This is a genomic window from Candidatus Flexicrinis affinis, from assembly GCA_016716525.1.
Taxonomy (GTDB): domain Bacteria; phylum Chloroflexota; class Anaerolineae; order Aggregatilineales; family Phototrophicaceae; genus Flexicrinis; species Flexicrinis affinis.
Genome location: JADJWE010000007.1, coordinates 58,190 through 83,818, shown reverse-complemented (window position 1 = coordinate 83,818; position 25,629 = coordinate 58,190). Strand labels below are relative to the sequence as shown.

General features: G+C 63.9%; 23 protein-coding genes. 11 read left to right on the top strand and 12 right to left on the bottom strand.

From position 1 onward, the window contains the following. Positions 1-66 precede the first annotated feature (66 nt). A complete protein-coding gene (locus IPM16_17935) occupies positions 67-2,637 on the top strand; it encodes an ABC transporter permease (GenBank protein MBK9124980.1) in 2,571 nt (856 codons plus the stop codon). A 61-nt stretch (positions 2,638-2,698) separates the two neighbouring features. Here the strand turns inward: IPM16_17935 and IPM16_17930 are convergent, their stop codons facing one another. Both IPM16_17930 and IPM16_17925 read right to left on the bottom strand, forming a co-directional pair. Further along, positions 2,699-3,874 (bottom strand): hypothetical protein, encoded by a 1,176-nt coding sequence (locus IPM16_17930; GenBank protein MBK9124979.1) that lies wholly within the window; start codon positions 3,872-3,874, stop codon positions 2,699-2,701. Then, entirely contained in the window at positions 3,759-4,760 is a 1,002-nt protein-coding gene (locus tag IPM16_17925; GenBank protein MBK9124978.1) for a hypothetical protein, read from the bottom strand. Before IPM16_17925 ends, IPM16_17930 begins: the two co-directional genes overlap by 116 nt. Positions 4,761-4,910: 150 nt before the next feature. On the opposite strand from IPM16_17925, the gene IPM16_17920 reads away from it, so the two are divergent. The 8 genes from IPM16_17920 to IPM16_17885 all read left to right on the top strand — a co-directional run bounded on the left by IPM16_17920 (position 4,911) and on the right by IPM16_17885 (position 12,002). After that, positions 4,911-5,927 carry a DNA polymerase III subunit delta' gene (locus tag IPM16_17920; protein ID MBK9124977.1) on the top strand — a complete coding sequence of 339 codons (1,017 nt, stop codon included), beginning with the start codon at positions 4,911-4,913 and terminating at the stop codon, positions 5,925-5,927. A gap of 87 nt (positions 5,928-6,014) precedes the next feature. Beyond that, positions 6,015-6,572 (top strand): elongation factor P, encoded by a 558-nt coding sequence (efp, locus tag IPM16_17915; GenBank protein MBK9124976.1) that lies wholly within the window; start codon positions 6,015-6,017, stop codon positions 6,570-6,572. Positions 6,573-6,668: 96 nt separating this feature from the next. Then, on the top strand, positions 6,669-7,988 hold the full coding sequence (locus IPM16_17910; protein ID MBK9124975.1) for a pyridoxal phosphate-dependent aminotransferase: 1,320 nt from the start codon (positions 6,669-6,671) through the stop codon (positions 7,986-7,988). A gap of 91 nt (positions 7,989-8,079) precedes the next feature. Then, positions 8,080-8,664: a DJ-1/PfpI family protein gene (locus tag IPM16_17905; GenBank protein MBK9124974.1), complete on the top strand. Its 585-nt coding sequence runs from the start codon at positions 8,080-8,082 to the stop codon at positions 8,662-8,664. 50 nt (positions 8,665-8,714) lie between these two features. After that, positions 8,715-9,317, top strand: a complete 603-nt coding sequence (locus tag IPM16_17900) for a DJ-1/PfpI family protein (GenBank protein MBK9124973.1) — start codon at positions 8,715-8,717, stop codon at positions 9,315-9,317. Positions 9,318-9,412: 95 nt separating this feature from the next. Continuing rightward, a complete protein-coding gene (locus IPM16_17895; GenBank protein ID MBK9124972.1) occupies positions 9,413-9,688 on the top strand; it encodes a hypothetical protein in 276 nt (91 codons plus the stop codon). A 13-nt stretch (positions 9,689-9,701) separates the two neighbouring features. After that, positions 9,702-11,324: a gamma-glutamyltransferase family protein gene (locus tag IPM16_17890; GenBank protein MBK9124971.1), complete on the top strand. Its 1,623-nt coding sequence runs from the start codon at positions 9,702-9,704 to the stop codon at positions 11,322-11,324. 33 nt (positions 11,325-11,357) lie between these two features. Beyond that, positions 11,358-12,002 carry a uracil-DNA glycosylase gene (locus IPM16_17885; protein ID MBK9124970.1) on the top strand — a complete coding sequence of 215 codons (645 nt, stop codon included), beginning with the start codon at positions 11,358-11,360 and terminating at the stop codon, positions 12,000-12,002. Between the two features lie 139 nt (positions 12,003-12,141). On the opposite strand, the gene IPM16_17880 is transcribed toward IPM16_17885, so the two are convergent. Further along, a complete protein-coding gene (locus IPM16_17880) occupies positions 12,142-12,429 on the bottom strand; it encodes a hypothetical protein (protein ID MBK9124969.1) in 288 nt (95 codons plus the stop codon). A gap of 106 nt (positions 12,430-12,535) precedes the next feature. After that, positions 12,536-13,336, bottom strand: coding sequence for an FHA domain-containing protein (locus IPM16_17875; GenBank protein MBK9124968.1), 801 nt, complete (start codon positions 13,334-13,336; stop codon positions 12,536-12,538). Positions 13,337-13,550: 214 nt separating this feature from the next. Between IPM16_17875 and IPM16_17870 the strand changes: the two genes are divergently transcribed. Beyond that, on the top strand, positions 13,551-14,231 hold the full coding sequence (locus IPM16_17870; GenBank protein MBK9124967.1) for a hypothetical protein: 681 nt from the start codon (positions 13,551-13,553) through the stop codon (positions 14,229-14,231). Here IPM16_17870 and IPM16_17865 read toward each other — a convergent pair. The 7 genes from IPM16_17865 to IPM16_17835 all read right to left on the bottom strand — a co-directional run bounded on the left by IPM16_17865 (position 14,218) and on the right by IPM16_17835 (position 22,796). Next, entirely contained in the window at positions 14,218-15,300 is a 1,083-nt protein-coding gene (locus IPM16_17865; GenBank protein MBK9124966.1) for a molybdopterin-dependent oxidoreductase, read from the bottom strand. The genes IPM16_17870 and IPM16_17865 overlap by 14 nt on opposite strands. Further along, positions 15,300-15,779 carry a maleylpyruvate isomerase N-terminal domain-containing protein gene (locus IPM16_17860; GenBank protein MBK9124965.1) on the bottom strand — a complete coding sequence of 160 codons (480 nt, stop codon included), beginning with the start codon at positions 15,777-15,779 and terminating at the stop codon, positions 15,300-15,302. The genes IPM16_17865 and IPM16_17860 overlap by 1 nt, the downstream gene beginning before the upstream one ends. Before the next feature lie 35 nt (positions 15,780-15,814). After that, positions 15,815-16,885: a glucose-1-phosphate thymidylyltransferase gene (locus IPM16_17855; GenBank protein ID MBK9124964.1), complete on the bottom strand. Its 1,071-nt coding sequence runs from the start codon at positions 16,883-16,885 to the stop codon at positions 15,815-15,817. Between the two features lie 124 nt (positions 16,886-17,009). Continuing rightward, positions 17,010-17,684 (bottom strand): queuosine precursor transporter, encoded by a 675-nt coding sequence (locus IPM16_17850; protein MBK9124963.1) that lies wholly within the window; start codon positions 17,682-17,684, stop codon positions 17,010-17,012. Between the two features lie 154 nt (positions 17,685-17,838). Continuing rightward, on the bottom strand, positions 17,839-19,650 hold the full coding sequence (locus tag IPM16_17845; GenBank protein MBK9124962.1) for a methionine--tRNA ligase: 1,812 nt from the start codon (positions 19,648-19,650) through the stop codon (positions 17,839-17,841). 1,229 nt (positions 19,651-20,879) lie between these two features. Then, positions 20,880-21,437: a hypothetical protein gene (locus IPM16_17840; GenBank protein ID MBK9124961.1), complete on the bottom strand. Its 558-nt coding sequence runs from the start codon at positions 21,435-21,437 to the stop codon at positions 20,880-20,882. A 3-nt stretch (positions 21,438-21,440) separates the two neighbouring features. Beyond that, positions 21,441-22,796 carry a hypothetical protein gene (locus tag IPM16_17835; protein ID MBK9124960.1) on the bottom strand — a complete coding sequence of 452 codons (1,356 nt, stop codon included), beginning with the start codon at positions 22,794-22,796 and terminating at the stop codon, positions 21,441-21,443. A gap of 203 nt (positions 22,797-22,999) precedes the next feature. On the opposite strand from IPM16_17835, the gene IPM16_17830 reads away from it, so the two are divergent. After that, on the top strand, positions 23,000-24,706 hold the full coding sequence (locus tag IPM16_17830) for an ABC-F family ATP-binding cassette domain-containing protein (GenBank protein ID MBK9124959.1): 1,707 nt from the start codon (positions 23,000-23,002) through the stop codon (positions 24,704-24,706). Here IPM16_17830 and IPM16_17825 read toward each other — a convergent pair whose 3' ends face one another. Further along, a complete protein-coding gene (locus IPM16_17825) occupies positions 24,707-25,609 on the bottom strand; it encodes a cation transporter (GenBank protein ID MBK9124958.1) in 903 nt (300 codons plus the stop codon). Positions 25,610-25,629 lie beyond the last annotated feature (20 nt).

Genomic DNA, 25,629 nt, shown 5'->3' with positions numbered 1-25,629 from the left:
CGCGGGGCAATCGCGTGCCCAGCCGGTCGCGCTATATTTCACAAAGTTTGAGCATGGGGTTTCGCAATGAGCCTTTTGATTCGGCTGGGTATCCGCGATATCACGCGCCGGTTCATCCACAGCGCCCTGTTTGTGCTTGGCGTGGCGCTGGGCGTAGCGATGGTGATCGCCATCGACATCGCCAACGGGTCGTCAAGCCGGGCGTTCGAGCTGAGCACGATCAGCGTGACCGGGCGCGCTACGCACCAGATCGTCGGCGGGCCGGTCGGCTTGCCGTCGGACCTCTACCGCATCGTGCGCGTCGATCTCGGCATTCGCGACAGCGCGCCGGTGGTGTCCGAGTTCGTGCGTGTGGACGGCGCCAGTCAGCCTCTACGTCTATTAGGTGTCGACACCTTTGCGGAACCGCCCTTTCGGTCGTACTTGAGCGAGGTCGAGGTTGACAGCGGCGAGGGCAGCGCGTTCGACGCGATCGCCGCGTTCATCGCGCGGCCCGGCAGCGTGCTTATCTCGGACACGCTCGCCGCGCGCCTCGGCGTAACCAGCGGCGGCACGCTGACCGTCCAGACGGGCACACGCACATCCGAGGTGCAGGTGGTCGGCATCCTCAGGCCGGAAGATCGTGTCAGCGTGCAGGCGCTCGACGATTTGATCCTGACCGATATCGCGACCGCCCAAGAGCTGCTTGATCAGCCCGGGCGCATTACGCGGATCGATCTCATTCTGCCCGAGCAGGACGCCGAAGTGTCGGTCGCTTCGATCGAGAGCCGCCTGCCGGAAGGCGCGCAGATCGTCGCCACCAGCGAAAGCGGCGACACGCTCAGCCAGATGACGGCGGCATTCGAACTCAATTTGCAGGCATTGAGCCTGTTGGCGCTGGTGGTCGGCGTCTTCCTGATCTACAACACGGTGACGTTCAACGTCGTGCAGCGGCGGCCGACGCTTGGCATCTTGCGCTCGCTCGGGACGACGCGCCGGCAGGTCTTCGCCAGCATCCTCGGCGAGTCGCTGACGTTGGGCGCGGTCGGCACGCTCATGGGCGTCGGCCTCGGCGTGATCTTCGGACGCGCAGCGGTCGGCCTCGTCGCGCAGACGGTGAGCAACCTGTATTTCAGCGTCAATGTGCAGGGGATTACCGTCGAGACATTCACGCTGGTCAAAGGCGTGGCGGTCGGCCTGATCGCCAGCGTCGGCGCGGCGGCCGTGCCGGCCTTCGACGCGACCCGCACGCCGCCCGCCGGTACGATGCGCCGCTCCGATCAGGAGCTCGACATGCGCCGGTTGGTGCCCAGCATCACGGTCCTCGCCGCCAGCATGATCGCCATCGGATTGATCCTGCTGGCCCTTCCAACCAAGAGCATCGTCGTGAGCTTCGCCGCGCTGTTCTGCATCGTCGTCGGCGGGGCGTTCTTCACGCCCGGCGTGCTGATCGTCGCCATGCGCATCGCCGAGCCGGTGTTGGGGCGACTTTTCGGCGTTGTCGGTCGGATGGCCCCGCGCGCGGTCGAACGGTCGATCAGCCGCACGGCGGTGGCGGTCGCTGCGTTGACGATCGCCGTCAGCGTGATCGTCGGCGTCAGCGTGATGATCTCGTCGTTCCGCAGCACGGTGGCCGACTGGCTCGGGACGACGCTGGGGGCGGACATCTATATCTCGTCGCCACTGCTGGCCGCCAACGGCTCGACCGTGGATGTCGATCCCGAGGCCGCAGAGATCGTCGCGCAGGTGCCGGGCGTCGCCGAGGTCTCGACCAGCCGCGCGACCAGCGTGCTGTCGCCGGATTATCCCGACATGCTGCCGGTCAACCTGCAGGCTGTGACGTCCGACATCGCCCCCAACCGCGGTTACGTCTGGAACGTCGCCCCGAACGGGGACGTGCCACAAGCGATGCGCGACGGCGCCGTGATCGTCAGCGAACCATTCGCCTTCCGTCGCGATATCACGACCGTACGCCGCGAAATTACGCTCACGACCGACCGCGGCCCGCAGACGTTCCCGATCGCTGCCGTGTTCTACGACTATTCGACCGATCAGGGGCAGGTGCTGATCCTGCGCGAGGTCTACGACCAGTACTGGGACGACCCGTACGTGTCATCGATCGCCGCGTTCATCACGCCGGATGCCGACCTCGATACCGTGATCGCGGACATCCGCACGCGGCTTGACGGGTACGATCTGGGCGTCCAAGCCAATCGCGAACTGCGTGCCGGCGTCTTCGAGGTGTTCGACAACACGTTTGCCATCACCATCGCGCTGCGCCTGCTGGCGACGATCGTGGCATTTATCGGCATCCTGAGCGCGCTGCTGTCGCTGCAATTGGAGAACACGCGCCAATTCGGCGTGCTGCGCGCCACCGGCATGAGCCCCGGCCAGTTGTGGCGCTATACGCTGCTGCAAACCGGCCTGATGGGCGGCGTCGCCGGGCTGCTTGCGCTGCCGATCGGGTTGGCACTGGCGCTGGTGCTGCTGTTCGTGATCAACGTGCGCAGTTTCGGCTGGACGATGCAGTTCTACCTGTCGCCGGAAGAGTTTGCGCTGGCGTTCGCGGTGGCGGTCGTCGCGGCGGTGCTGGCCGGCATCTATCCCGCATACCGCATTTCGAGGCTGCAAACCGCCCGCGCCCTGCGCAGCGAATAGCCGGAATCACAGGCGCGCGGACCGGCCGCGCATCTGTGACGTGTGTCGTGCAAAGGTAAACCTATCCGACCTTGAGCTTCTTCAGGACAAGCCGCTTGGCCGCGTTGAAGCGCTTGATCTCACCCTGATCTGTCAAGTCCTCTTGCGGGTCCTTCTGCTGACCCTCATACCACTGCTTTCCGACCGTGTTGATATCCGCGATGATCTTGTTCGCGTTCTTCGGATCAAGGTCGTTGATCAAGTTCGAGATTTGTGTCTTGAGCTTGATGTTCTTGGGCGGTTCGGGCTTCTTCTTGCGCTTCGCTTCTGACAGGTTCTCCCACTCGGTATGCTTGGGATTGGGAACGTCTTGCTGACCCTCGGTACCATGGAAGGCGTCCAGCACGCCGTACCATATGGCGTCACCTGCCGCCTCGACATCGTACTTGCCGAGGTACTCGGTAATGTAGTTTAGGCGAGCCTCCATCGTCTGATTCGGATCGCTCTTGCTGGCCTTCTTCGACGGCGTGGTCGGGAATGCGGCTCGCTGCCACTGTAATGCTTTGCGATCGTCAACCGACTTGGTGTCTGCCGCCGGATACTGTGAAGGTACGGCGCCATTGACCTTGCCGGTTGCAATGAACGTCTCAATCAGGCCCTTTTCAGACCGCATGCGCTTCACGTTGTTGGCGCGGATCTTCTTCTTCACGGCGGTGCCGATGAGCACGCCGACGCCCACGGCTAACAGCAAGCCGCCAATTGCCCAACCCACCGGTCCGAGAACGGCTGCCGCGGCCGTTCCGGCGAGGATTAACCCGGCGATCCCGACGCCGCTTCCGATCAGGCCGACGATGCTGCCGGCGATATTCACACCTTTGAGCGCGTTCCCCAGCTTGCGATCGACGACCCCGAGCGCAACACCACGTTCCTTGTAGCTCTTGACGGTTTCGAGCAGTTGATCGGACTCGGTCTTGAGGTCTTTAGCCTGATCGTCATTGTCTTGAACGTTCTGCGTGAGCTGTGTGACTTCGTTCTGCAGCGCCGTGAGTCGCGCTTGGATCTTCTCGACCTTGGCTTTCTGCTTGTCCCGGTCCTTGACCGTGCGATTAAGCGCGCGCAGCTTCTTGTTGAAGGTGGAAATATCATGCCGCCGCTCTCGCGGGTTCAGATCTCGGGAGTCTCGGCAGCATGTGTAAGGTATTCTCGACGCGCTGTTTCTCGAACTGTTCGTCCTGAACCTGCGTGTCCATCGTGTCAAGCGAGGTCTGCTCCGAGTCCAATTCGTTCTGGACGTCGTCGATGTCGTCCGTCTTGTCCTGAATCTGTTGAGTCAGGCCATGATTGGCGGTTTGCAGCGTCTGCACCTGCTGCTGTTTTCCCGCAACCTCGGTCGTCAACGCTTGCTCGCGCGCTTGATAGCTGACGACGACCTCCGCGACCTTCTTCTTGCGTTTGTTGCGCTTGTGGATGTTGACCGAGTCACGAATGATCGAGAGCAGGCTGAACGCTGCACCAATCCCAGCGCCGATCACACCCAGTACCGTCGCCGTGCCTTCAGCAACTGTCTTGGCGATAATCAAGGAATTAGAAACGATCGAGTAGATGTTTCCTACGCTTTGCGCCGTGGAATCAACGGTGGCTTTCGTCGCCTTGTGGTAGTCCTGTGTGAGGACGGCGTGTTCAGTGCCGGTTTTGCTTGAAAGTCCGGAGCGCTCTTTTCGGATTCGCTCTGCCTTAGCGCCCTGAACGCCGGTATTGATGACGTTCATCACAAGTGCCGGCGACGAGACTGCAACCCCTGCGATTGCGGCGTTCTGCGCATTGGCGTCCGACGCTGTCTTCTTTGCCGTGTCCGTGCTGTCTTTCGGCTTAACGTACTCGATCGACCCGAGCAGACCGCCAGCCTCCAGAACCTTGTCCGAGCCGCTCTTGACGCCCTCCCACGTCTCCTCCGGGTCGCGCTGAACGGTATCCTTCCGGATCAGTGCATTTGTAGCGCGGTTTCCGATGAGGCGTTGGAGATGAATGACGTCGCTCGCTTGCGAGGTCAGAGGGCGGTGCGGATCTGAGGTATCGCGGGCGGTACGTTGACTCGGCGTGCGGGGGGCAAGGCGCCGCTGATCTGCGCTGGTTTCATTTCCCATAGCGTGCCCTCGGAAGCGTCGCTATCTGATCATAACAGTGTATGTATTTTTGTCGCGGCCGCAACTAATCCAACACCTTATGTGGTCCGGCATGCGCTATAATCCTCGCTGCACATACTCGGCATTGCTCTCGTTCTGAGTAAGACAACCATGACTGTATTGACTCGCTCGAGCGCCCCTCATTGGGGCGTTTTCGGCCACGATTGGGCCGTCGAATATCTGCGTAAAGGGCTGCGCCACGGGCGCACGCGGCAGGCGTACCTGTTCGCCGGCACTCCGGGCATCGGCAAGTCGACACTGGCGCATGCCTTCGCCGCCGCGCTCAACTGCCAACACCCGGATGTCGATGCGCGCCCGTGCGGCGAATGCCGGTCGTGCCGGGTGATCGCCAGCGGCAACCATCCCGACATCCTGTACGCCGAGGACGACGAGTCATCTGGAACGCTCAAGATCGAGGCCCTGCGCGACCTGATGCGCCGCCTCGCCCTCAAGCCCTATGACGCACGCTATCGGGTCGCCATCGTGCCGGGCTTCGAGCGCGCGCGCGGCCCCGCGCAGGACGCTATCCTCAAGACATTGGAAGAGCCGCCCCCATACGCCGTCCTGATCCTGCTGGCGAACGGCATGGAGAACACGCTGGCGACGATCCAGAGCCGCTGCCAGATCGTCTATCTGAAGCCGGTCGCGGCTGAGATCATTGCCGAAATGCTGCGCGAGCGGCACGGCACCGAAGACGAACGTGCCATGTTGGTCGCGCGGTTGAGCGGCGGGCGTATCGGATGGGCGGTGCAGGCCGTGCACGACGACTCGGTGCTTGAGCAGCGCAGCACAGCGCTCGATGTGTTGGAAGCGCTGCTGAGGCAATCGCGACGCGATCGTTTCGCGCTGGCCAATGATTATGCGGGCGACAAGCCGGCCCTGCTGCGCCTGCTCGAACTGTGGCAGACGTACTGGCGCGACCTGCTGCTGCTCTCGGTCGGCAACAGCGTTAAGCCGGTAAACATCGATCGCCTCGAAACGCTGGAGCAGCTCTCGCGCGTACTGCGCACGGAGTCCATCGAACTCGCGCTGCGCCAGACGCAGAAAGCCCAGACTTTGATTCAAGGCACCAACGTCAACGTGCGGCTGCTGCTGGAAGTGCTGTTCCTCGACTATCCGACGGCCTGACCGCGGCCGCGATTTGGCCCCTTAACGGGCGCGCATTTCGTCTGCTATACTGCCGCCATACCACACAACAAGGCAGCTTTGAGGCCCATGATCGATGTAAATCAGCTTCGCAAAGGGACGACGTTCACCGAGGACGGACACTTGTTCAAGGTGATCGACTACCAGCACATAAAGCCGGGCCGTGGTTCGGCGACAATTCGCGTCAAGGTGCGCAACCTACGCACAGGGTCGATCGTCGAAATGACGTACCCGTCCGGCAACACCGTGCAGGACATCCGCCTCGACAATACCGAAGTGGAATATTTGTACGACGACGGCGAGTTCCTCAACTTCATCGACAACAACACCTACGAGCAGCCTCAGCTCCGCAAGGACATCTTCGGCGACGACTTCGAGTACCTCAAAGAGGGCATGGTCATCAAGCTGAGCAGCTACGAGGGTGAAATCCTCGACTACGAGCTGCCGACCAGCGTCGATCTGGAAGTCGTCGAGAGCGAGATGGCCGTTGCCGGCGACACAGCCAACAACCCCACCAAGAAGGTCAAGGTTGAGACCGGTCTTGAGGTGCGCGTACCGATGTTCGTGAACGTCGGCGATACCATCCGAATCAAGACTGAGGACGGCAGCTACATGACCCGCGTCTAGCGGGTCGAAAGCGCCGCAGCCAGACCGCGAACCCACTTGTTTCGACGGCCCCTGTCTGAACGGCAGGGGCTTTTGTATACCGTGAGGAGCAGCACTGTGACCGAGCAGGACAACCCCGTATACGCGCAAGACGCCCAGTACCGGATTCCGGTCAACGACTATCCGGCACACCAGACTCCGATCCCGCCCTCGCGCATGTTCGAACTGAAGAAGGCGCTCGATCTGTATAAGGCGCGCAACGGCGCCGATGCCCCGGTCTACGATGCGTCGCAGGGGGACGGCGGCGCCAGCCTGCCCGGTGTGCCGGCCGACATCCTGATGCGTGCCGCCGAGCTGCAGGTCAAGCACGGCACCGGTTACGATCAGCCGTTCGGCACCAAGCAGTTCCGCGACGTGGCCGCCAACAGCTACTGGAAGCTGCAGGCCAACAGCGGCTGGACGCCGGAGAATATCGTGTTCGTGCAGGGCGGGCGCGATGGGCTGAACAAGGCCTATCAGGCGATGGTCTCGCTCGGTCACGGGCGGGTCGGCGATTTGTTGATGGTCAGCCGTGTACCGTGGATTACGTACTCTTGGGGGCCGTACGGACTGGGCCTGAACGTGCTGTATGCCCCCGGCCACGAGGACGAGAGTTGGAAGTACACCGTCGACGGTATTCGTTCGGCGGTCGATTTCGCCGGGCGCGACGGGCGCAAGATCGCCGGCATGGTCATCACCTCGCCGGACAACCCGACCGGGCGCACCACGCCCGTCGAGGAGCAGATCGAATTGGCGCATGCCGCGCTGGATGCGGGTGTCGCCTACGTGCTGTTCGACTGGATGTATCACTGGGTCACCGACGGCGGCCCGACCGACATCAACACCGTGCTGCAGGCGTTCGAGCCGGAGAAGCGCGAACGGGTGATGATCCTCGACGGCCTGACCAAGAGCCTCGGCGCGTCGAACATCCGCAGCTGCCAGCTCGTCGCCGGGTCGAAGGTCGTCAAGCACATCGTCAGCACAGCCTCGCACGGCGTCGTCCCGAGCTACTACGCGCAAGCCGTGGCGATCGCCGCCTACGAGGGCGACTTCGCCAAGTCCGCGGCCAGCATCATCGAGCCGACCAAGCAGAGCCGCAAGGTGCTGCGCGCCGCGCTCGAGAAAGCCGGTGTGCGCTTCGTGATGGGCGACGGCTATTACGCCTTCATCGACCTGTCGCGTTACATCGCCGACGGCAAGCGGCCCGACGGCACCAGTTTCACTGACAGCGCCGACCTCGGCGCGTATCTCGGTGAGACGTTCGGTATCACGGTTGTCCCGGGCGTGTACTTCAGCGATGCCGGCAAGAACTGGGCGCGCTTCAGCTATGCCCTGCCGCCGGAAAAGACGCAGAAGGCGATCGACCGCTTCTTCGAGGGTCTCAACAGTTTGGTCTAGCGATCCCGAAGGACGCTGACGGGCGGCCCGATGCCGCCCGTCTTTGATTCGCGGTATAGTTGTGCCAGCCACCGCCCGAGCAGGAGCCGCCGTGCGCCGCAAAATCGCCATCCTCATCTTCGACGAGGTCGAAGTCCTCGACTTCGCCGGCCCGTTCGAGGTATTTTCCGTGACCCGCGACCCGGACACGCGCGAGCCCCTGTTCGACGTGATGCTTGTCGCTGAGACGCAGGAACCGGTGGCGGCACGCGGCGATTTCCGCGTTGTGCCGCACTATACGCTCGAGAACTGCCCAACCCCGGACATTATTCTTGTCCCCGGCGGCAACACGGCTGTCGTCCGCGAAAGCGCGCGCGTTCTGGACTGGCTGCGGGCGCACGCCGGGATCGAACAGATCCTGTCCGTCTGCACTGGCGCAATGATCCTCGGAAAGGCCGGGCTGCTCGACGGACTGTCGGCGACGACGTACCATACCGCGTTCGAGCGGCTCGCCGAGATCGTGCCGAGTGTCACACTCAGGCGCGGCGAGCGCTGGGTCGACAACGGACAGGTCGTGACGTCTGCGGGTGTCTCGGCCGGCATCGACATGGCGCTGTATGTCGTCGAGAAGCTGTGCGGCAAGCCCACGGCTGAGCGTACGGCACGCAGCATGGAATACGATTACTACCCGCGCTAACCGCAGACCCTACAGCGTGATCGCTGCAAGCCAGATCGGGAGGAGACGCTATGCCCCGCAAACTTGCGATTGTGATGTTCGATGATGTCGAGGTGCTCGACTTTGCCGGCCCCTACGAAGTGTTCGCCGTGGCGCGTGACATGCAGACGGACGAGCCGCTTTTCGACGTGTACCTCGTCGCTGAAGACCTGCGGCCGATTACCGCGCGCAATCGTCTGAGCATCAACCCGCACTACACGTTTTTCACCGCGCCGGAACCGGACATTGTGCTGGTGCCGGGAGGGGATGGGCGCCGCCGCGAGATGCACAACCCGGCCACGTTGGAGTGGGTCGCCAAGCGCGGCGAAGCGGCTGAACACGTGCTGTCGGTGTGCACCGGCGCGTTCATCCTCGCTGGCGCGGGTCTTCTGCACGGGCTGGCCGCGACGACCTATCATCGGTCGTTCGATGAACTGGCGGCTTTCGCGCCGGATGTGCAGCTTCGCCCGGGACAGCGGTGGGTCGACAACGGCAAGGTCATCACCTCCGCCGGTGTTTCGGCTGGGATTGACATGGCGCTGCACGTGATCGAGGTGCTGCACGGCCCGGATCAGGCGCTGCATACCGCACGCTATATGGAGTACGAGTACTACCCGCGCCCCGCGGCGGACTGACTTGGCTTCCGGCATCGCGTGAACTTTGGCGGGCGGATGCGCTACACTCTGTTCGTAATTGTCAACAGAATGTTATAGAACGGAGTTCCGTCCTTATGGAACAGCGCCCGCCCACTATCACGCGTTGGGAATATCTCGTCATGGAGGCCAGTATCAATTACGGCGGTTCGAAGTTCACGCTCAACGGTGAACTGAACAACCAGCTCAAGAACGCCACACTGCCGGCGGTGCTGAACCAGCTTGGTGCGGTCGGCTGGGAAATGATTGCGGCACAGCCCGTCAACGCCAACATCACGATCTATACGTTCAAACGGCCGGCCCGCGTGCCGCTGCAAAACTTGCAGAAGACAACCGATTCGGCAGGGCAGTAATCGCATGCGACGCATGAACTACGACTTCAAATCGCGCCGTTCGATGGTGCTGGGGCAGGGCGGTATGGTCGCCGCCAACAACCCGCTGGCCGCGCAGGCCGGCCTCGACGTGCTGCGGCGCGGCGGAAATGCTGCCGATGCGGCCGTCGCGACGGCCGCGATGCTCAACGTGACCGATCCGGCGTCGACCGGCATCGGCGGCGATATGTTCGCGCTGTACTACGACGCCAAGACCCGCACGGTAACGGCGCTCAACGGCAGCGGGCGCGCCCCTGCCGCGGCGAGCATTAGCGCGCTGGCCGAGCGCGGCGTCACTGGCGCGATCCCCGACCGCAGTGTGTATGCGATCACCGTGCCCGGCGCGTGCATGGGCTGGCACGACCTGCTGGCGCGTCACGGCCGGATGGGGTTGGCCGACGTGCTGCGCGATCCGATCCACTATGCCCGTGACGGCTATCCGGTGCATCCGGTTTTCGGCAACCTGTGGGCCGCGCCGCGCAACGCGCGTTTCCTTGCGCAAAGCCCCAATACCGAGGACTACTTGCCGGGAGGTCAGCCGCCTAGGGTCGGGCAGGTCGTCAAACTACCGGGTCTGGCGCGCACGTTCCAACTGGTTGCCGAAGGCGGGCCGTCCGCTTACTACGAGGGCCCGATCGGCGAGGCGATCGTCTCGACCGTGCAGTCGCAGGGTGGCCTGCTGACGATGGACGACCTCAAGGCGCATCATTCGACGTGGGACGACCCGATCAGCACGATTTATCGGGGCGTGACGATCCACGAGTGTCCACCGAACGGGCAGGGACTGACTGCGCTGATCGCGATGAATATCGCTGAAGGGTTCGATCTGGCGGCGATGCCGTGGGACAGTCCGGAGCGTCTGCACTTGATGATCGAGGCGATGCGGCTAGCGTTTGCCGACGCACGCCAGTACATCGCCGACCCGTCGCGTGCCGACGTGCCGACGGACGGTTTGCTCAACAAGGGCTATGCCGCTGATCGGCGTGCGCTGATCTCCGCCGACCGCGCGATGCAGCCTCCGAGTTTCGGCATGCCGCCGGACAGCTCCGACACGGTCTACCTGTGCACCGCCGATGGCGAGGGCAACGCGTGCTCTTTCATCAACAGCCTGTACATGGGCTTCGGCACCGGCATTGTCGCCAAGGGCTACGGCGTGTTCCTGCAGAACCGCGGCGCGAACTTCGTGCTCGACCCCGGCTATCGCAACGCGCTGGAAGGCGGCAAGCGGCCGTACCACACGATCATCCCCGGCATGGCGACCCGCACCGACGGTTCGCTGTTCGGCCCGTTCGGTGTGATGGGCGGATTCATGCAGCCGCAGGGGCACTTCCAAGTCATTAGCGGCATGATCGATGACGACCTCAACCCGCAGGAGGCGCTGGATCGGCCGCGCTGGTGCTTGAGCGACGGCACCGGCGACAGCGTGCTGGCGTTGGAAGACGGTATTTCGTTCAAGACTGCGGCACGGTTGGCGTCGTTGGGTCATAATGTGAGGCCGGTAGCGGGCGACGAACGTCTGCTGTTCGGCAGCGGGCAGATCATTGTGCGCGACCCGGAGACCGGCGTGCTGCACGGCGGGTGCGACCCGCGCAAGGACAGCGTCGTCGCCGTGTTCTAGCCGGGCTGCGAAGGAGTCAACGGGGGAGGACGCATGCAGCAAGACCGAGCCACCGCGCTAAAGGCGATCGCAGATCGCGTGGCGGCGTGCCGGGCCTGCCGCCTGTACGAACGGGCGCGCAACCCGGTTCCGGGTTCGGGCGATCCGGACGCGGAGATCGTGTTCGTCGGCGAAGGGCCGGGCGAGCAGGAAGACATTCAGGGCCTGCCGTTTGTCGGCCGGTCGGGGCAGTATCTCGACTATCTGCTAAACCTGATCGGGCTGAAGCGGTCGCAGGTGTTTATCGCCAATGTCGTCAAACACCGCCCGCCGAACAACCGCGATCCACAGCCTGACGAGATCGCCGCGTGCGAACCGTTCCTCAACGAGCAGCTGGCGGCGATCGACCCGCTGATTATCGTCACGTTGGGTCGGTTCAGCATGGCGCGCTACTTCCCGAACGCCAAAATCAGCTCGATCCACGGCAAGCCGCGCTACGAGGGGCGGGTCGCCTACTACCCGCTGTATCATCCGGCGGCCGCGCTGCGTAACCCGGCCCTACGCTACGACATGGAAGACGACATCAACCGCATCCCGGCGATTCTGACAGAAGTGCGCCGCCTGCGCAGCATCGCCGCGGGAATCCCGGATGCGCCGCCGCACGAGGACGACCCGCCGCGTCAATTGAGTCTATTCTAGGCGGGTTTTGGCTGCATTTTCAGTCAGTGACCACGACTTGATTCCGGTGAGCATTCCGAGTCTGGCGTTCTGGTGTCACTGCGTCTCGTGAGAGAGTCCCTCAGCGGTTTCTCAGCACTCAGCACTTTCAACTCGGTTTCTAGCACGCGCGCAGTTTGGGCACCAGTTCGTTTTGCGCCAGATCGACGCAGTCCGCCCATGCCGTGCGAATCACCCAGTCGTCGTCCATCAGCCGATCGAGGTCGGGTTCTTCAAGATCGTCCAGCCCGAACCCTAGCCTATCCTCAAAGATGTCGGCCGCCATAAAGACGACTGCCGAGTCGTATGGCCCCGTGCTGGAAGTCATCTCCTCGTCAAGACGGTTCAATTCGACAATTGCGTCGAGCAATTCCAGCTCAAGCAAGGCCAGCAGTGCGGGGCTCCACATCGAGATCGCATCCTTCTACTGCTGCCGAGCAGCAGTCACACAAAGCGAAACAGCAGGGTGTCAGCCTGCTGTCTCGGAAAGTCACACGGTTGTCGCGGCGCTCACGCTAACCGCAGTTGGCAAACATACACGCGATGTCGCGTAGGATGGGGACACTGTCCCACAGGCGCAGCGTGTCGATAATCACGAGGCCGATGCCGCCGACACACGCGCAGAACACCAACAGCACGGCACAGCCGATGGCGATCCAGCGCAGCGCGCTGCGGGGTTCCTCCTCGCGCACGGCATACGGGTCGTAGTCGTACCCGGGCGGAACTTGCCCCGGCGGGGCATAGCCGGGCTGCTGTTGTCCGTAACCTGGCGCCGAATACTCCTGCGGATAATAGGGCTGCTGCTGCCCGTACCCTTGCTGCTGCGGATATTGGGGCTGCTGGGGCTGTGCGTACTGTCCGCCATACCCGCCGTCGGCAGGTGGCGTATACGGGGGCGTGTCCGGCCGTCCTTGCGGGGCATACGGCGACTGTGGCTCCGGACTTGGCGCGTACGGTGTTGGTCCCGGCGCGTAGGTCGGCGCATCGGACCCGCTGGGGGCACCGGCGCGCATGCGCTCGTAGCCGAGCGTGACGGTCTCCCCGAGGCTCACCATGTCGCCGTGGTTGAGCGGGCGGCTGCCAACGAGCCGCTGACCATTAATGAACGTGCCGTTGGTCGATCCCAGATCGGCAATCGTGAAACCGTCGACACCGCGCTGGAACCGCAGGTGATGGCGGCTCACTTCTGCGTCGTTGATCACAATGTCGTTCGCGATGTCACGGCCCAAAGAGTGAACGTCTTTGGTCAGTTCGTAAACGGTATTTGGCTGTGGCCCACGCCGCTGCACCAGACGAAACGTATCGCTGCCCTGCATCGCGTTTGCTCCCGATCGAAGAAACTATTCGAGATTATACAGAACAGCTTGCGTTAGGCGCAATGTACCTGCAATTACGCCTACCCGCCGCGCGGTATTCGGGTACCCGATTGCCCACACGTGCGGTGGACTGAAATTAGGATTTGCAATCCATTGACAATGTATGGTATATTTGTACTATCTCAATGAATCACCAATTTATGCAGGGTTTATCATGTCGCCAGTCAGCCATACACTCCCCAATTTCACCGCCATCGCCAAGTCGCTGCACGCGCGCATCGCTAACACCCGCCTCCCGCTTGAGCCGCTGTCCCTGCCGGATGCCGCCAACGGCGAAGCACGCCGCACGGCGCTTGTCCGGGTGAACGGCGAGGCGCTCGCGGTACAAGCCCGCATCGGTCTGAGTGGGGAAACCCTGCGCCATGAGTACCATCCGCGCATCGAGCTGCGCCTCACCACAAGCGATCTTGCGCTCGAGTTCATGCTGCCGTCGCAGGCGTGGTGGGATCAGCGCAATTTGGCTGGCAAGCTCAATGTGCGCCGTTACCGCGACGAGTTCCGTCAACTGCTGTTGAGCCTTGACCTTGAGACGTGTGTGGGCCACTGGCACGGCCACAGCCTGTGTGATGAGCACTTCACCGTGGAAAACTTGATGCGCCCGCGCCTCATGGAAGCGTGGATGCAGACCTTGACCGAAGGCAGCGAACCGCTGCGAATTGGCCGCTGGTACAGCGTATCCGAGTTGAACGGCGATGTAGTTCCAGCACTGGCGCGGCAGGTCGAAAAGCTCAACGCGATCTACCGCTTCGCCGCGTGGACGAGCCGTAACGACTTCGTCTCGATGTACGAGCAGCGCTTCTCAAGCTGGGCCGGTGAGGCGTCTAACTGGCGCTAATCGCCACGCGGTGCCACGCGAAATTCTGATAACCCCGAAAATTCCAGAGGTCTTCGACCGCCGGCGGCTGAGTGCTTCCGGCGTTGTCGTTTGCGCGCACGATGATCGTGTGTTCGCCCGCCGGCAGCTCGACCTCGGCTCGCCACAGCGTCCAGATCCACTGACGCGGCTCGGTCGTTAGGTCGGCCGCGCGCCACGACTCGCCGCCGTCGAGCGAAATCTCGACACCGTTGATCATCGAGTCGCCGCCGGCCATGGCATAACCTTCGAGCGTGACCTTGCCAACGTCCACCGCGTCGCCGTCTACCGGAGACAGTAATGCGGCGTGCGTGCGCTGCTCACCGAGCATTTCGCCCGCCTCCCACTCGACGTTGTCCTCGGTCACGTCAGGTGGAAAGACCTTGTAGTCGTGCGACTGAAAGTGGTTGTCGCTCGGCCCGTCCTGCACCGTGATGCGGTTGAGCCATTTGACACTGCGCGCGGCGTAGTAGCCCGGCACGACGACCCGCAGCGGCCCACCGTGGATGGGCTGGAGCGGCTCGCCGTTCATGGCCCATGCCAACAACACGTCCTTACCCTGTGCCTTGCTCAAGGGAATCGATCCGCCGAAGCCGTCGCCGTTAGGTGACGCGCCGCGGTCTGCGCCGAGGAACGCTACGTGTGAAGCCTCGTCCTGCACGCCGACGCGCATCAGAATGTCGGACAGCGAGACGCCGGTCCACGTCGCGTTGCTGATGGCTTCGGTCATCCACAGCAGCGCGTTGGGCTGCATCGGCTTGACGTTGTGCAGTTCGGTACGGCGGTTGCCTGCACACTGCAGCGTAACCTCGCTCGTCTTGACGGGGAACCCCCGCTGCAGGTCGGACAGGCGCAGCGTAAGCGGGTGCGACACCAGTCCATCCACGACGACCGTACAGTCTTCCGGCGGGATCTGTGGCACGGGGGCGTGGCCGCGAACATAGAACAGGTCGGCTGGCGTGATGGCCTCCCGAGCGAGTACGCGCGGATCAGGTCCGCCGTTGAACGGGTCGGTCTGGTGGATGATGAAGGCATTCGCTTTGCCGTGCATCAGGCGTCAATCCCGAGTGCCTTGGCAATGTCCTGCGCGTGCGCTTGTTCGTGCAGCGCCTGTATGCGGAGCATCTTGCGCACTGGCATGATTGGCCCGGACGCGTGCCGCCCTTCCATGTCGAGCTTGTCCTCGTCGACGGATTCGAGCCACGCGAGCAGGGCGACGCGCGATTCACGCAGTTCGTTCCACGCCTGCTGGGCCGGCTTGTCAGCGAACTTCTCGGTCGTGCGGGTGTTGTACCGCTGTACGTCGAAATCATCCGGGATAACCTTCTCGCCCGCCGCGTAGCCCATCGCCTGCCGGTTATGTCCGCGGTCGGCGTCGGCGACGTGGATCAAGACCTGCCGTACGGTCCACTGCAAGCCGTCGGAGTACACCTGCTGTTCCCAGCGGTCGCCGACAGCCTCCAGCACGCGCTCGAAATAGGCGCGCACTTCGTCCAGCTTGGCCTTGATCTGGTCTTTGGACTTGCTCATGTATCGGTTTCCTTCGTGTTGTCGCGCAGCAGGCGCTAGAGCTGGACGTAGCTGTTCTCGGCGAGGATGAAGCGGTGAACCCGCGGCATCGAGCGGCCCGACGATAGGACAATCGAGCCGTCGGCCATGAGGCTGCTGTCGATACGCCCGTCGATCCCGCGCAGCGTGCAGTCCTTCATCACGATACTGGCTTCGATCTCCGCATGTTCCAGCGTCACGTTGTCGCCGATCGCCGTGTACGGACCGACGTAGCTGTCTTTGATCGTCACGCCTGTGCCGACGACCACTGGCCCGCGCACCGTGCTGTTGATGATGCGGCTCCCAGCGCCGATCAGCACGCGTGCCGACACCTCGGAATTCTCGATGGTGTCGCCTTCGGGCGGGGGCGAGTACGGCATGTCGCCCATGACGAGCTGGTTGGCGCGCACGATCGCGTCCGGCTTGCCGGCGTCGATCCACCAGCCTTTGATCGTGTAGTAGCTGACCTTCTTGTTGTGCGTCAACAAGTCTTGAATTGCATCAGTGATCTCAAGCTCGTTGCGCCACGACGGCGTGATTCGGCTGATCGAGTCGAAGATCGACCGGCGGAACAGGTACACGCCGCTGATGGCGAGGTTGCTCGGCGGGTCTTTTGGCTTTTCGACCACGCGCAAGATACGGTCGCCCTCGACCTCCGCGATCCCGAAACGGGTCGGATCGGCCACTTCGCCGAGGGCAATAGCCGCTTCGGCATCGGACGCCTCGAACTCGGTCAGCATCTTGGTCATCTGGTCTTGGAAGATGTTGTCGCCCAGCAGCATGGCGAACGGCTCGTCACCGACGAAATCGGCCGCCAGCGAACATGCGTGGGCGAGTCCCTTCTGTTCCGACTGTACGAGATATTCGAGGCGAACGTTCTGCTTCGTCCCGTTGCCGAGCATGGGCACGATCGGCGACTCGAGCGAGTTGACGATAATCCCGATATCGTGGACGCCGGCAGCCTTCAGCAGATCGACGGCATACTCGATCAGCGGCTTGTTGGCCACCGGCACCATCGGCTTTGGCATTGTGAGCGTAACTGGGCGTAGACGTGTCCCTTGGCCAGCGGCCAAGATAATCGCTTTCATGAAAGGCAGTCCTTTCGATTGTCCAACAGAGTAAATCCACCTGAGCCACTATACACAGGTGGCGATATCAAGTCCTTATTCAACCAGTGTACCGCAGGGCACACGCCGTTAGAACACCCGGTGATCACGCCCCGATGCGGAATGGGTTGAAGTCGGTATCGACGTCGTAGTAGTCCTCGTTCTCGGCGCGCTTGAGCACCGCCACGACACGCACCGTGACCGGCGTGAAGGCCGCTTCGATCCCGCACTTGAGTAGGTAGTTGGTGAGCATCAGCGACGGTAGCGCCTCGAGCGGGAACACCCCGAGGGCCGTTGCGATCAGGAAGAACGCGACGGTGTCCAGCGCCTGCCCGACCAGCGTGCTGGTCACCGTGCGCAGCGGAAGCCAACGGCCGTTGGTCGCCACTTTCATCTTCGCCAGCACGTAGCTGTTGGAAAACTCGCCGAGCCAATAGGCGACAAGGCTTGCGACAACGAGACCGCTGATCCCGCCCAGCACGGCATCGTATGCCGATTGGCCGACCGCCTCGCTCCACCACGCGGGTGCGGGCAGCACGCCGGTCAGCCACACGAAGAAGCCCATCAGCGCCGTCGCAAGGAAGCCCATCCAGATCACGCGCCGCGACCGCTTGTACCCGTAGACCTCGGTCAGGATGTCGCCGAAGATATAGGAGATCGGGAAGACCAGCGTTCCTGCATCGAACTCGAGCGGAATGCTGCCGATGATGAGGCCGGTATCGATGATCTTGGCGCTGCTCAACAGGTTCGACAACAGCAGCACCGTCACGAACAGGCCCATGACGAAATCGAAGTATCTGTACGGTTTCACCCGATTGCTCCTCGTCCACGGCGGCAGAACAGGCCACCAGACCGAATACGATGCGCCCTACTGGACTGCGGCAGCACAAGCCGCCCCTGATAGGGTCGCACCGTCATTATAACAGCGACGCCGGCTAAGCCTCGATCGGGTGCTCTTCGCGGGGCTGGCCCAGCCGCCCGCGCTCAAGATCCACGATGTCTGGCTCGAGCTTAACGAACAGCGCTGCCGGCTCACGCAGGATTTGACCAGGCTGTAGCGTCGACTTGGTCCAGGTGCCGGTTGCGTTGGACGGGTCGTAGATCAGCGCGGTGTGCGCGCGCGTCGATTCTTGATATTCCACGATGCGCTGCTCGCCGAACAAGTTGCCGTCATAGCCCAGATACTCGTGCAGCTTCTGCGCGCTGAACGGCAGGAACGGCGCCAGCACGACCTTGAGGTTGTCGATCACGCGCAGCACCGAGTAGACCGCCCGGGCGGCATCGGCCGGATCTTCCTTGATCGATTTCCACGGCGCGCGCCGGTCGATGTACTGATTGGTGTCGCGCACGGCCTGAAACGCCGCGCTCAGTGCTTCTTTGAGCTTGACCCGTTCGAGCAGACCGCCGACCTCGTCGAACGCCGCCTCAGCGCGCGCAATGATCTCGGTGTCGAGGTCGGTGAGCGTGTCATACGCCGGCACCTTGCCGTCGAAGCGTTTGAACGCAAACGTGAGCATCCGGTTGACGAGATTGCCCCATGCTGCCACCAGTTCGCCGTTCACGCGGCTGAGAAAGCCGTCCCACGCAAAGTCGGAGTCGGCGCTCTCGGGGAAGGTCATCGCCACGTAGTAGCGCAGGGCGTCGGGCTGATACCGTTCGAGGATGTCCGGCACCCAGATCGCCCAGTTGCGCGACTTGCTGAACTTCTCGCCTTCGATGTTCATGAACTGGTTGGCCGGGACGTCGTACGGCAGGTTGAGCGCCGCCGGTGCGTCCGCCTCGTCAAGCCGTTCGACGCCGATCAACTGCGCCGGCCAGATCACCGTGTGGAACGGTACGTTGTCCTTGCCGATGAAGTAGTAGGTCTCGGCCTCGGGGTTGTACCACCACTGCTTCCACGCGTCCGGCGTGCCTTGATTCTTGGCCCACTCGACGCTGGCGGTCAGGTACCCGTTGACCGCCTCGAACCACACGTAGATACGCTTGCCTTCCCAACCTTCCAGCGGCACCGGCACTCCCCAGTCGATGTCGCGGGTGTAGGCGCGGCCGCGCAGGTCTTCATCGACGCCCTGCTGGATCATGTTGCGGGTGAAGTTGATCACGGCGGGGCGCCAGCGGTCTTGATTGCCTTCGAGGTACTTGAGCAAGCGGTCGGCTGTTTGGCTGAGGTCGAGGAAGAAGTGCGTCGATTCGCGCACGATCAGGCGGTCGGTGGCGTCGTTGCGGTTGTGCGGGTCGACCAATTGCGTCGCGTCCAGCAAATTGCCGCAGTTGTCGCACTGGTCGCCGCGCGCTCGCGCATAGCCGCAGATGTAGCACGTGCCTTCGACGTACCGGTCGGGCAGGAAGCGGTTCTCCTTTTCGCTGTACAGAAGCTGCTGCGCTTCTTCGTACAAGTAGCCCTTCTCATGCAGCACCGTGAAGATGCGCTGTGCGATCTCGTGATGGTTCTCGGTGTCGGTGTGCGTGAACAGATCGTAGCTGATCCCGAGCTTCTTCTGCGCCTGCACGAAGCGCGCGTGGTAGTGTTCGAAGATGTGCAGCGGAGATACCCCACGCTGGTCGGCTTCGATACTGATCGGCGTGCCGTGGCTGTCGCTGCCGGAGACCATCAGGACGTGATTGCCCTTGAGCCGGTGATACCGCGCGAAGATGTCGGCTGGCAGGTACGCGCCCGCGAGATGGCCGACGTGCAGGTCGCCGTTCGCGTATGGCCACGCAACCGAGACGTTGATGTACTTGGGCATAGGGCTTCAATTCCTCCGTGAGCGGGCGTGATTATAAACAAAAAACCGCCTGTCGTGAGGACAGGCGGTTGACGGCCGATGCTGTACGTGTCGATCAGGCACGCAAAGCACCCCGTCGCCTGTCCCGGCGCGGGCTGCGCATGACCATCGACATCGCGTGAATCGGCATTGCGTTCATAGTGCTGAGTGTAGGATCACATGCGCTTGTCGTCAAGCACTTGGGCCGGAATCACTTCAGCGACTCGTCAAAGGCCCCCCCCCCCCCCCCCCCCCCCCCCCCCCCCCCCCCCCCCCCCCCCCCCCCCCCCCCCCCGCCCCCCCCCCCCCCCCCCCCCCCCCCCCCCCCCCCGGCCCCGGCCCGACCCCCCCCCCCCCCCCCCCCCCCCCCCCCCCCCCCCCCCCCCCCGGGAAGGGGGGGGCCCCCCCCCCCCCCCGCGGCGGGGGGCCCCCCCCCCCCCCCCCCCGGCCCCCCCCCCCCCCCGCCGGGCAGGCCAAAAACCGCCCCCCCCCCCGGCGGGGGGGGGGGGGGGGCCGGCGGAGGCCCCGGGGGGCCGACGCCCCCGCCCCCCCCCCCCCCCCCCCCCCCCCCCCCCCCCCCCCCCCGCGGGAGGGCGGGGGCCCCCCCCCCCCCCCCCCCCCCCCCCCCCCCCCCCCCCCCCCCCCCCCCCCCCCCCCGCGGCGCCCCCCCCCCCCCCCCCCCCCCCCCCCCCCCGCCGCCCCCCCCCCCCCCCCCCCCCCCCCCCCCCCCCCCCCCCCCCCCCCCCCCCCCCCCCCCCCCCCCCCCCCCCCCCCCCCCCCCCCCCCCCCCCCCGGGGGCCCCCCCCCCCCCCCCCCCCCCCCCCCCCCCCCCCCCCCCCCCCCCCCCCCGGGGGGGGGGGCCCCCCCCCCCCCCCCCCCCCCCCCCCCCCCCCCCCGCGGGGCCGCTGGTGCCCGGCCCGGGGCCCCCCGGCCCCCCCCCCCCCCCGCGGGGCCCCCCCCCCCCCGGCCGGGGGGGGCGCCGGCCCGGCCCCGGCCGGGCGGCGGGCCGACCCCCCGCCCCCCCCCCGCCCCCCCGCCGCCCCGAACCCCCCCCCGCGAAGGCCCCCCCCCCCCCCCCCGCTTGGGCCCCCCCCGCCCCCCCGACCCCCCCCCCCCCCCCCCTTCCCCCCCCGCGGGGAGGACCAGGCCCCAAACCCGCCCCCGGGGGAGGGACAGCGCGGATCAATCAGGTCGCTGCAGATGGGAACGCGCTAGAGCGCCGTGAGGACGTCTGCCAGCACGTCGTCAGATGTCGTCCACTGCATCTTGAGCGGGTGCGTGTCGCTCGGTACTTTGAGCTTGAGCCACTGGCTCCCGATCAGGGAGTTGTCGATGACGACGAAGTAGTCATGCGCCCCCAGTCGCCCGTCCGCGCGGGCCTGCTGCACCGCGTCGATCAGCTTGGCCGCTGCGTCAAACCGTTTGCGCATCGAGGTCGCCTCGTATTCGTTGTCCATCAATGCGCCGCCCCATGGGTATTCGAGCAGCAGCACCAGCGGCCGAAACACGATCGTGCAGCGAATTGCCCACGAGTTGATGCCGTGGCCGACCTGTGCCAACAGCGCATAATCCGGCAATGTGTCGCGCTGAAGCAGTTCGAACAGCGCCAGCTCGCCCTTCTCGGTGATGTCTGGATTGGTCGAGTAGTACCAGTCGCTGATCTTCGCGAGCTTCTCAGCCAGACTGGCCGGCACGGGAGGAAAGGGTAGCCCGGCCTCGCTGAACTGCCGCCGGGCCTTCTCGACGGCCGATATTGGGTTTTCTGTCATGTGCTATTCCCACTTGGTCTTGATGCGTTGGTCGCTGCCGTTCACCAGCGGGCGTAGGAAGTTGGCCAGCGAGAGCAACCGGCCTATAGCCGCATCCACCTCGCTGGAACTGAGCAGGCCGCTCAGGACGGCGCGCAGGACTTGCGGCTGACCGGCCAGCGTGATAATGCGTTCGGCCATCTTGCGGTCGATCTCGGTGAGCTCGGTCACGTCGCCGCCCGCGCTGATGTAGTTCTTGAAGATATGCTGGTTGCCGATCTTGTTCCCGCCGTAGGTCGTGTCGGTGTACTTGTCGCCGAACGAGAGGTCGTTGTCGATGCCGTGGACGGCAATCACTTTGCCCTCTTTGCTTGTCTCGATCATGTAGTTGCCGGGATGGCGGTCGACCTGCCCGCAGATGAAATCCAACAGCATGAGTTTTGACATCTGCTGCCGGTAAATCGGGTCGTTCTTATACACGTCGAAGGCGTAGTCACCATCGACTTTCGTCGAACCGGTCACGCCCTCGACCTTCTTCATGATAAAGCCGTCGACCAGTTGGTTATCACGCTGGTGCTTGGCCATGAAGGTGGGCGGGATGATCGACGGGTCGAGCAGTTTGGCGACTTCGTACGTGGCGACCGCGCGCTCGGCGAATTTCGGGTTGTCGGTCGGGATGCCGGCGGGTGCGCCGCGAGTCTGGGCGACCATCGGGTCGCGGTCGACCTGTGGCTTGAAGTAGGCTTCCAGTTCGCCACCCTCGACCTTTTTGTCGGTCGTGACGCCTTGATCGTCCGTCTCTTGCGTGACGCCGAAACTGTACTTGATGTAGTCCAGCTTGTTCATCTGACCGCCGAGCACTTTGTCCTTGCGCTCGGTGACGTTGCCCTCGGAGAACTCGCCGCCCACAAAGTCGACTTTGATCTTGTTGATCTCGGTCAGGAGCTGCTGCTTGAGCGTGATCACGCCCGCGCGGCGCTTGCTCGTCTGGCGGGTCGGATCGGTCAGGTATGCGTCGCACAGTTCGACAAGCTGCTTGAGCCGGACCAGCTTGTCGTTGCCGTTCAGGCCCGACTCCTGCTTCATGTACGCTTTGTAGGCGACATCGAGCGCCCGAATGTGGTCGCGCTTGCCCCACGCGGACGTGCTCTTCTTGTAGCTCTTGTAGGAAGTCAGCCGCTGCACGACCGGGTCGGTCGAAGGGCTGTCGAGAAGTTTCTGCGCGGCCTTGTTACCCACCGTGCGCTGCAGCTGAAGCATATCGCTGACCGGCGAGTGGTCCGTGCTGCGGTTGACTTTCGCGCCGAGCGGAAGCTCGTTGTCGCTGTCACTGCGACGTTTGCGACGGATTCGGCTGCTTCGGGGAGCAAAGAACGTCATAATTGAATCTCCGGTCGCGAGCGCGAACGAGTCGAAAGGGTTTAGACACTGGGATCTCCTAGAGTCAACCACGAAAAGCCGTGTTTGGCAAAGAAAGAAGCGCAATTACCCCACCGATGGTGGTTGACGAAACGCGCAAAGCGCGGTTAGATTGGTCAGTATTGGCATTTCGTGACCCATAGTGGTCTGTAGTGAGCTGTATCATGTCCATCATCTCCTTCTCGGGACTCTCCCAGTCCTTCGGTCACTTCGACATCTTCGCCGGGGTCACTGGCCGTATCGAACACGACAGCCGCATCGGGCTTGTCGGGCCGAACGGTGTCGGCAAGACCTCGTTGATCCACATTCTTGCCGGTCTCGAGCCGCCGCCGACCGGTACGTTGAGCGTCAAGCGCGGCCTGACCGTGGGTTACCTGCGGCAGGAAGCGATCGAGGCGTTCGCCGATCACGAGGCGAACCTCTACGATTCGATGATGGAGGTGTTCGCGCCGCTCAAGGCAATGGAAGCCGAACTGCGCGAGCTCGAACACAAAATGGCTGAGGACGCCTCCGAAGCGGTGCTTACCACGTATGGCGACCTGCTCGACGAGTTCGAAATGCGCGGCGGTTACGACTACGAGCTGCGCATCGAACAGACATTGACCGGCCTCGGGTTTGACGTCGACGACTTCTTTACCTCCGTTCGCCGGCTCAGCGGCGGTCAGAAGACCCGTGCCCTGCTCGCGCGCCTGCTGCTTGAACAGCCCGACCTGCTGATCCTCGACGAGCCGACCAACCACCTTGACATCGAAGCGATCACGTGGCTCGAAGGCATGCTCGGCCGTTGGCCGAAGGCCGCACTGATCGTCAGTCACGACCGGCGCTTTCTCGACCAGACCGTTAACACTATCTGGGTGATGACGCCGTTTGGGATCGAGCCGTACAAGGGCAACTACAGCGCCTACGTCAAACAGCGCGAGGAGCGCGAGGCCCGTGCGATGGACTTGTACGAGGCCGAGATGGAGCGCATGTGGAAGGAATTCGACTTCATCAAGCGTTTCAAGAAGGACGGTGACGCACAGGCGATCGGCCGCTTGCGGCGCTTGACGCGCGACCTCGTAGCGATCGACCAGCTCGGCTTGGTGCAGTATCTCGGCTACAAGAAGTGGAGCGATACGGGCGTCGGAAACATCCGCATGTTTACCGTTGCGGAAGCGGAAGCGGCGCTCAAGGCTATCGAAGCCCCGGTTACGCGTGCGCCGTTCCTCCGGATGCGGCTGGCCGACGGCGGGCGCAGTGGCGAACGCGTGCTCTCACTGCACAAGCTGACCGTGGGCTTTCCGGGCCGGACGCTGTTCACCGCCGACGACCTGCACGTATACCGCGGCCAGATCGTCGCGCTGACCGGCCCCAACGGCGCCGGCAAGACGACGCTGCTGCGCACGCTGATGAACGAACTGCCGGCGCTGGCGGGACGTTTCAGCCTCGGGCACAACGTCAAGGTCGGCTACTTCGCGCAAGCGCACGAGTCGCTCAACCCGGAATTGTCGGTGCTGGACAGCCTGATTGCAGCCGGCGAAGCCATCGGCAAGGCGCTCGGCCTGCGTGAGGCGCGCACCCGGCTTGGCACGTACCTGTTCCGGGGCGACGACGTGTTCAAGCGCGTGGGCGACCTCAGCGGCGGCGAACGGGCACGGCTGGCGCTGGCAATGCTTGCGCTGGACGGTGCCAATCTGCTGCTGTTGGACGAGCCGACCAATCATCTCGACATTCAGGCGCAGGAGGCGCTGCAAGACGTGCTGCAGGCGTTCGAGGGCACGATCATGCTGGTCAGCCACGACCGCTATCTGGTCGATGCGCTGGCTACGCACGTCTGGCACATCGAGGACGGCGCGGTGACGGTTCGCGAGGCCGTGCCTGTTCTTGCGTAACTACTCGGGGCGATCGAGGCCGAGGTCGTCAAAAGCGGCCGGGTCGCCCTGCGGTTCCAAGTGCGTGAACACGCGCGAGTGGGGGACGACCGCGCGCATCTCGCGTTCGATGTCCTCGACCACATCGTGCGCGCGCTTGACCGTCCAGTGTGGCGGCACCAGCACGTGCACCGAGATGAAGCGGCGCGCGCCGGACTGGCGCGTGCGCAGCGCGTGGAACTGGATTCCCGACTCCTCGAACTTGTGGATCACGGCGTCGACCGCCCGGCGTTCAGCCTCGGGGATCGGCGTGTCCATCAGGCCGTCGAAGCTCTTGCGCAGCAGCACAACCCCGATCCGCATGATGTTGAGCGCGACCAGAATCGCGATCACCGGGTCGAGCCACGTCACGCCGCTGATGCCGACCACGGCGATGCCGATGAGCACGCCGGCGCTCGTCCACACGTCGGTCATCAGGTGGCGCGCGTCCGCTTGCAAGGTCATTGAATCGCTGGCCTTGCCGACACGATCCAGCACCAGTGCCACGCCGAGGTTGACCAGTGACGCCAGCAGTGACAGCCCAAGGCCGATCCCCAACTGCTCGACGGGCTGCGGGCGCAGCAAGCGGTCGATGCTGGTCGCCATAATGCTGATGCCGGCGACGAGGATGAGCATGCCTTCGATGCCGCTGGAGAAATACTCGATCTTGTCGTGACCGTACTCGTGCGACTCGTCGGGGGGGCGTGCCGCGATGATCAACGCGATCAGCGCGACCAGTGCTGCGGCGAGGTTCACCAGCGACTCGACGGCATCGGACAGCAGGCCGACCGACCCGGTGAGCAGATACGCGAGGCCCTTGAGCCCGATCGTCACGACCGCCGCGCCGATCGACAAGTACGCGTAGCGATGAAGGTTGTCCCGCACGCTGAACCCTCCTTTTCGGC

Bases quoted from the DNA above. Each gene is read 5' to 3' on its own strand.
- IPM16_17890 (MBK9124971.1), top strand. From the start codon at position 9,702: ATGAACTACGACTTCAAATCGCGCCGTTCGATGGTGCTGGGGCAGGGC.
- IPM16_17840 (MBK9124961.1), bottom strand. From the start codon at position 21,437: ATGACAGAAAACCCAATATCGGCCGTCGAGAAGGCCCGGCGGCAGTTC.
- IPM16_17870 (MBK9124967.1), top strand. From the start codon at position 13,551: ATGTCGCCAGTCAGCCATACACTCCCCAATTTCACCGCCATCGCCAAG.
- IPM16_17885 (MBK9124970.1), top strand. From the start codon at position 11,358: ATGCAGCAAGACCGAGCCACCGCGCTAAAGGCGATCGCAGATCGCGTG.
- IPM16_17845 (MBK9124962.1), bottom strand. From the start codon at position 19,650: ATGCCCAAGTACATCAACGTCTCGGTTGCGTGGCCATACGCGAACGGC.
- IPM16_17855 (MBK9124964.1), bottom strand. From the start codon at position 16,885: ATGAAAGCGATTATCTTGGCCGCTGGCCAAGGGACACGTCTACGCCCA.
- IPM16_17895 (MBK9124972.1), top strand. From the start codon at position 9,413: ATGGAACAGCGCCCGCCCACTATCACGCGTTGGGAATATCTCGTCATG.
- IPM16_17830 (MBK9124959.1), top strand. From the start codon at position 23,000: ATGTCCATCATCTCCTTCTCGGGACTCTCCCAGTCCTTCGGTCACTTC.
- IPM16_17865 (MBK9124966.1), bottom strand. From the start codon at position 15,300: ATGCACGGCAAAGCGAATGCCTTCATCATCCACCAGACCGACCCGTTC.
- IPM16_17875 (MBK9124968.1), bottom strand. From the start codon at position 13,336: ATGCAGGGCAGCGATACGTTTCGTCTGGTGCAGCGGCGTGGGCCACAG.
- IPM16_17925 (MBK9124978.1), bottom strand. From the start codon at position 4,760: ATGGGAAATGAAACCAGCGCAGATCAGCGGCGCCTTGCCCCCCGCACG.
- IPM16_17880 (MBK9124969.1), bottom strand. From the start codon at position 12,429: ATGTGGAGCCCCGCACTGCTGGCCTTGCTTGAGCTGGAATTGCTCGAC.
- IPM16_17860 (MBK9124965.1), bottom strand. From the start codon at position 15,779: ATGAGCAAGTCCAAAGACCAGATCAAGGCCAAGCTGGACGAAGTGCGC.
- efp (MBK9124976.1), top strand. From the start codon at position 6,015: ATGATCGATGTAAATCAGCTTCGCAAAGGGACGACGTTCACCGAGGAC.
- IPM16_17900 (MBK9124973.1), top strand. From the start codon at position 8,715: ATGCCCCGCAAACTTGCGATTGTGATGTTCGATGATGTCGAGGTGCTC.
- IPM16_17935 (MBK9124980.1), top strand. From the start codon at position 67: ATGAGCCTTTTGATTCGGCTGGGTATCCGCGATATCACGCGCCGGTTC.
- IPM16_17835 (MBK9124960.1), bottom strand. From the start codon at position 22,796: ATGACGTTCTTTGCTCCCCGAAGCAGCCGAATCCGTCGCAAACGTCGC.
- IPM16_17850 (MBK9124963.1), bottom strand. From the start codon at position 17,684: ATGGGCCTGTTCGTGACGGTGCTGCTGTTGTCGAACCTGTTGAGCAGC.
- IPM16_17920 (MBK9124977.1), top strand. From the start codon at position 4,911: ATGACTGTATTGACTCGCTCGAGCGCCCCTCATTGGGGCGTTTTCGGC.